The sequence below is a fragment of the Actinomycetospora sp. genome, from assembly GCF_055612215.1.
Genome location: NZ_JBVPVA010000856.1, coordinates 1 through 4,863, shown reverse-complemented (window position 1 = coordinate 4,863; position 4,863 = coordinate 1). Strand labels below are relative to the sequence as shown.

8 protein-coding genes are annotated in these 4,863 nt (G+C 75.0%); 7 read left to right on the top strand and 1 reads right to left on the bottom strand.

Annotated features, from left to right (window positions below; all coding sequences use genetic code 11):
- The 5 genes from AC0CYZ_RS23340 to AC0CYZ_RS23320 form a co-directional block, all read left to right on the top strand.
- Window positions 1–619, top strand: a 619-nt coding sequence (locus AC0CYZ_RS23340) for an FAD binding domain-containing protein (protein WP_472219764.1), incomplete at its 5' end; no start/stop codon positions are given.
- On the top strand, window positions 616–1,110 hold the full coding sequence (locus AC0CYZ_RS23335) for a (2Fe-2S)-binding protein (RefSeq protein ID WP_472219761.1): 495 nt from the start codon (window positions 616–618) through the stop codon (window positions 1,108–1,110). The genes AC0CYZ_RS23340 and AC0CYZ_RS23335, both read left to right, overlap by 4 nt.
- Window positions 1,107–2,117, top strand: coding sequence for a glucose-6-phosphate dehydrogenase (coenzyme-F420) (gene fgd, locus AC0CYZ_RS23330; RefSeq protein ID WP_472219759.1), 1,011 nt, complete (start codon window positions 1,107–1,109; stop codon window positions 2,115–2,117). The genes AC0CYZ_RS23335 and fgd overlap by 4 nt, the downstream gene beginning before the upstream one ends.
- Window positions 2,114–2,710 (top strand): P-loop nucleotide/nucleoside kinase family protein, encoded by a 597-nt coding sequence (locus AC0CYZ_RS23325; protein WP_472219767.1) that lies wholly within the window; start codon window positions 2,114–2,116, stop codon window positions 2,708–2,710. Before fgd ends, AC0CYZ_RS23325 begins: the two co-directional genes overlap by 4 nt.
- Before the next feature lie 47 nt (window positions 2,711–2,757).
- The gene (locus AC0CYZ_RS23320) at window positions 2,758–3,648 is read left to right on the top strand and encodes an enoyl-CoA hydratase-related protein (protein WP_472219765.1); all 891 of its coding nucleotides are present in this window, start codon (window positions 2,758–2,760) and stop codon (window positions 3,646–3,648) included.
- 9 nt (window positions 3,649–3,657) lie between these two features.
- Here AC0CYZ_RS23320 and AC0CYZ_RS23315 read toward each other — a convergent pair whose 3' ends face one another.
- Entirely contained in the window at window positions 3,658–3,792 is a 135-nt protein-coding gene (locus AC0CYZ_RS23315; RefSeq protein ID WP_472219755.1) for a hypothetical protein, read from the bottom strand.
- Window positions 3,793–3,893: 101 nt separating this feature from the next.
- On the opposite strand from AC0CYZ_RS23315, the gene AC0CYZ_RS23310 reads away from it, so the two are divergent.
- On the top strand, window positions 3,894–4,265 hold the full coding sequence (locus AC0CYZ_RS23310) for a hypothetical protein (RefSeq protein WP_472219753.1): 372 nt from the start codon (window positions 3,894–3,896) through the stop codon (window positions 4,263–4,265).
- A gap of 131 nt (window positions 4,266–4,396) precedes the next feature.
- Window positions 4,397–4,863, top strand: a 467-nt coding sequence (locus AC0CYZ_RS23305) for a hypothetical protein (protein WP_472219751.1), incomplete at its 3' end; no start/stop codon positions are given.

Sequence of the window (4,863 nt, the reverse complement as noted above, 5' to 3'; positions counted from 1 at the left end):
CGCCGCACAGGACGCGCACCCGCTCGCCGCCGAGGCCGCCGGCTGGGTCGGGCACACCGCGATCCGCACCCGCGGCACCCTCGGCGGCAGCCTCGCCCACGCCGACCCGGCCGCGGAACTGCCCGCGGTGCTGCGGGCGTGCGGCGGGGCCGTGCACGTCACCGGCCCGGGTGGGTCGCGCCGGGTCGACGCCGGGGCGCTGTTCGTCGGCGCGCTGCAGACCTCGCTGGCCGAGGACGAGATGATCACCGGGGTCGAGCTGCCGGTCCCGGACGCGTGGGGGTTCGCCGAGTTCGCCCGGCGACACGGCGACTTCGCGGTCGTCTCCGTCGTCGCCGCCCGGTTCGGCGGCCGGGTGCGCGTCGTCGTCGGCGGGGTCGCCGGCACGCCGCACGTCGTGGACGCCGGTGCCCTGCTCGACGTCGGGGACGTGGTCGATCCGGACCGGGTCGACGCGCTCGCCGACGCCGCCGCCGACGACGTCGACCCCGTCTCCGACCTGCACGGCAGCGCCGGGTACCGCCGGGCGCTCACCGGGGAGCTGACGCGGCGGGCGCTCGGCGACCTGCGTGGCGACCCGACCCCCTCCACCCGTCACACCGTCCGGGAGCCCGCATGAGGATCACCCTGACCGTCAACGGCGAACGCCACCGCCTCGACGTCGAGCCGCGGCGCACGCTCGCGGACGCCCTGCGCGAGGACCTCGGGCTCACCGGCACCCACCTCGGCTGCGAGCACGGGGTGTGCGGGGCGTGCACCGTCCTCGTCGACGCCGAGCCTGCCCGCGCCTGCCTGATGTTCGCCGTCCAGGCCGACGGTGCCGCGGTGGACACCGTCGAGGGGCTCGCGGCGGCGGACGGGACCCTGCACCCGCTGCAGGAGGCGTTCTCCGTGTGCCACGGCCTGCAGTGCGGCGCGTGCACCCCGGGGATGCTCATGACGGCGGCGCACCTGCTCGAGGTCGAGCCCCACCCCGACCGCGAGCGGATCCGCGCCGAGATGGCCGGGCACATCTGCCGCTGCACCGGCTACGTGGGCATCGTCGACGCGGTGGAGCGCGCCGCGAGCCGCCTCCCGGCACCCGTCCCGCCGGTAGGCTCGGGGACGTGACGGTGAAGATCGGGTACAAGGCCTCCGCCGAGCAGTTCGGCCCGAGGGATCTGGTCGAGTTCGCGGTGCTGGCCGAGCAGGTCGGCCTCGACAGCGCCTGGGTGTCCGACCACTTCCTGCCCTGGCGCCACGAGGGCGGCCACGCGCCGTCGGCGCTGGCCTGGCTGCCCGCCGTCGGTGAGCGCACCTCGCGCATCCAGCTCGGGACGAGCGTGCTGACGCCGACGTTCCGCTACAACCCCGCCGTCATCGCCCAGCAGTTCGCGACGATGGCGCTGCTCACCGAGGGCCGCGTGGCCCTCGGGATCGGGACCGGCGAGGCGCTGAACGAGGTCGCGGTGTCGGGCCGGGAGTGGCCGGACTTCAAGGAGCGGTTCGCGCGGCTCCGCGAGTCCGTGCGGCTCATCCGCGCCCTCTGGACCGAGGAGTCGGTCAGCTTCGAGGGCGACTACTACACGACGGTCGACGCCTCGATCTACGACCGCCCGAGCACGCCCGTGCCGATCTACGTCGCGGCCGGTGGCCCGCAGATGGCGCGCTACGCGGGCCGCGCCGGCGACGGGATGATCTGCACCTCGGGCAAGGGCATGGAGCTGTACACCGACAAGCTGATGCCCGCCCTGGCCGAGGGTCGCGAGAAGGCCGGCACGCCGGGGATCGACGCGGTCGACCGCACCATCGAGATCAAGATCTCCTACGACCGCGACGCGGACCGCGCCCTCGAAAACACCCGCTTCTGGGCGCCGCTGTCGCTGACCGCCGAGCAGAAGCAGTCGGTGACGACGGCCCAGGAGATGGAGAAGCTGGCCGACGAGCTGCCGATCGAGCAGATCGCGCAGCGCTGGATCGTGACCTCCGACCCGGACGAGGCCGTCGAGCAGGTCCGGCCCTACGTCGAGGCCGGGCTCGACCACCTGGTCCTGCACGGCCCCGGCGACGACCAGCGCCGGTTCCTCGAGCAGGTCGGCGAGGACCTCGTGCCGCGGCTGCGGGACCTGGGCGCCTGAGCGGCCCGACCCGCCCGGCGGCCATATGGATCGTCGCGGGCGCGCCCGGAGCGGGCAAGAGCACCGTCGCCGATGCGATCCTCGGACTGCTGTCCCCGGTGCCCGCGCTGCTGGACAAGGACGTCCTCTACGGCGGCTTCGTGGCCGCCACCCTCGCGGCCGCGGGCCGGTCCGACGGCGAGCGCGAGGGCCCCTGGTACGACGAGCACGTCAAGGTCCACGAGTACGGCGGGATGACCGCGGCCGCGCGCCAGATCCGCGCCCACGGCTGCCCGGTGCTGCTCGTCGCCCCCTTCACCAGCCGCATCCGGGACGCCGCGGCGTGGGCACGGTGGGTCGAGGAACTCGGGGGCGACCCGGTGCGCCTGGTGTGGGTCGGGTGCGAGGCGGAGACGCTGCGTCGGCGGCTCGAGGCACGCGGGCTCGACCAGGACGCGGGGAAGCTGGCCGACTTCGGCGCGTTCGTCGCGCGCATGCGGCCCGCGGAGCCACCCGACGTCGCCGATCTGGCCCTGGACAACACCGCCGACGGGTCCGCGGGGATCGACGCCGCGCTCCGGCGCGCGGTCGGTGCGTGGGAGGCCCCGGGCTGACAGGCTGCTCCCCGGGTGCCGTCCGGGCGCCGTCGAGGAGGTGCCCCATCCCCACGGAGATCCGGTACGAGTCGGTCGCCGGGGTCGCGACCATCACCCTCGACCGCCCGGACCGGCTGAACGCGTTCACCCCGACGATGGCGGGCGAGCTCGTCGAGGCCTTCGACCGCAGCGACGCCGACGACGACGTCCGCGTCGTCGTCCTCACCGGCGCCGGCCGCGCGTTCTGCGCGGGCGCCGACCTCTCGGCCGGCGGGAGCACCTTCGACCACCGCCGCACCGGGGACGCCCGGCGGCGTGCCGGGGGCACCCTGGGCGGCGCGCCCCGCGATCTCGGCGGGGTCGTCGTGCTGCGGATCGCCGCCTCGACCAAGCCGGTCATCGCCGCGGTCAACGGTCCCGCCGTCGGGGTCGGCGCGACGATGCCGCTGGCCGCGGACATCCGGATCGCCTCGGACACGGCCCGGTTCGGCTACGTCTTCACGCGCCGCGGCATCGCTCCCGACGGCGCGTCGAGCTGGTTCCTGCCCCGCATCGTCGGGATCTCGCAGGCGATGGAGTGGGTCGCGACCGGGCGCGTCTTCGACGCCGACGAGGCGCTGCGGGGGCGGTTGGTGTCCCGAGTCGTGCCGGGCGCGGAGCTGGGCAGCACCGTCGCGGCGCTCGCCGCGGAGATCACCGAGAACACGTCAGCGGTCTCGGTCGCGCTCTCACGCCGGATGCTCTGGGCGATGCTCGACACCGCGTCACCCTGGGAGGCCCACCGCACCGAGACGCGGGTGATCTCCACGCTCGGCCAGGGGCCGGACGCGGTCGAGGGCGTCACGTCGTTCCTCGAGAAGCGTCCGCCCCGGTTCACCGGTCGCCCCGCCGATCACCTCGACCTCGTGCCGCCCTGGCCCGAGGCGCCGGCGGACCTGGATCGCTCGGACGGCTGAGGTGGGTTGTCAGCGGTCGTCGGACGTCGAACCCTCGGGGCGCGGATCGGCGGCCTCGCGGTCGTCCCCGGAGTCCTGGTCCGCGGGCACGGTGTCCAGCGGGCGCTCGTCAGGGTCGTCGTCGGCGTTGCCCGGGCTCGTCATCACGGACCTCCTCGTCGGATGCGGGCCGCCAGGATGACCGATCCGGAAGGACCCCAACCCCCGCGCGGCACCGTGCGCGGGGATGGGCCAGGATCACGCGCGTGACGTTCGATGACACGGCCGTCGCCCAGGCCCGCACGGCGACCGACGCGCTCCGAGAGCTCGAACACTCCGACTGGCACCTGATGGCCGACCCGGCCCTGCGTCGCCGTTGGGGCGTCGATCTCCTCGACGAGCTCGCCGACCTCACCTGCGCCCTCGCCGACGCCGTCGAGGCCGCCAGCGGCATCTCCGGCCCGGACGTCGTGGGCCCCGCGCAGCAGCTCTGCGACGCCATCCGCCACCGTCGTGACGTCCTCGGCGCGGACGACGATGCCGGGAGTCCCGTCCTGCCCGCGGTCGGCCACGACGAGGGCGCCGGGACCCGTGGGGCGAAGCACCGCGCGCACCGGCACCTGCGCCCCGTGCGCTGACGCGTCGCTGCGGTCCTCGGCCGTGGTTCGGCCGATCGTCTGATCGACAGGATCTCGGGGTCCGTTCGCGGAGATCGAATTGCGCTGCCCGACGGCTTCCGCCGTTCGAACACGTGTTCGATACTGGGTGCATGGCCGTGCCCGTCGACGAGTCCCGCTCCTGGGACGCGTACCTGCCCCCGCCGTGGGAGGAACCGGCGGGCTGGGTGGACGACGACCTCGCTCCGCTGCCCGACCACGACTGGCACGACCTCGACGATCTCGACTGCGGGTCCTCGGGTGGCGCTGCGGTGGGCGGGTCGGGGTTGTGGGCGGTGCCCGGACTCCTCGCCGACGGCGCCTGCGACGGTGACGGGTTGTCGGCGGCGGCGGCTGCGGCGTTGGCCGAGACCGCGGCGGCGTGGGAGGCGCTGCGCTGCGCGCAGGCCCGCTGCTATGCGGCGTTGACCGCATTGGAGGACTGTGACGCGGTCGGCGCCTCGGGCTACCGCTCCACGTCGCGGTTGTTGGCTGACCACGTGCGCATCGACCCCACCGAAGGCCTGCGGCTGGCCCGCCACGCCCGCGCCCTCACCGGCTCGGTCTCACCCACCGGCGC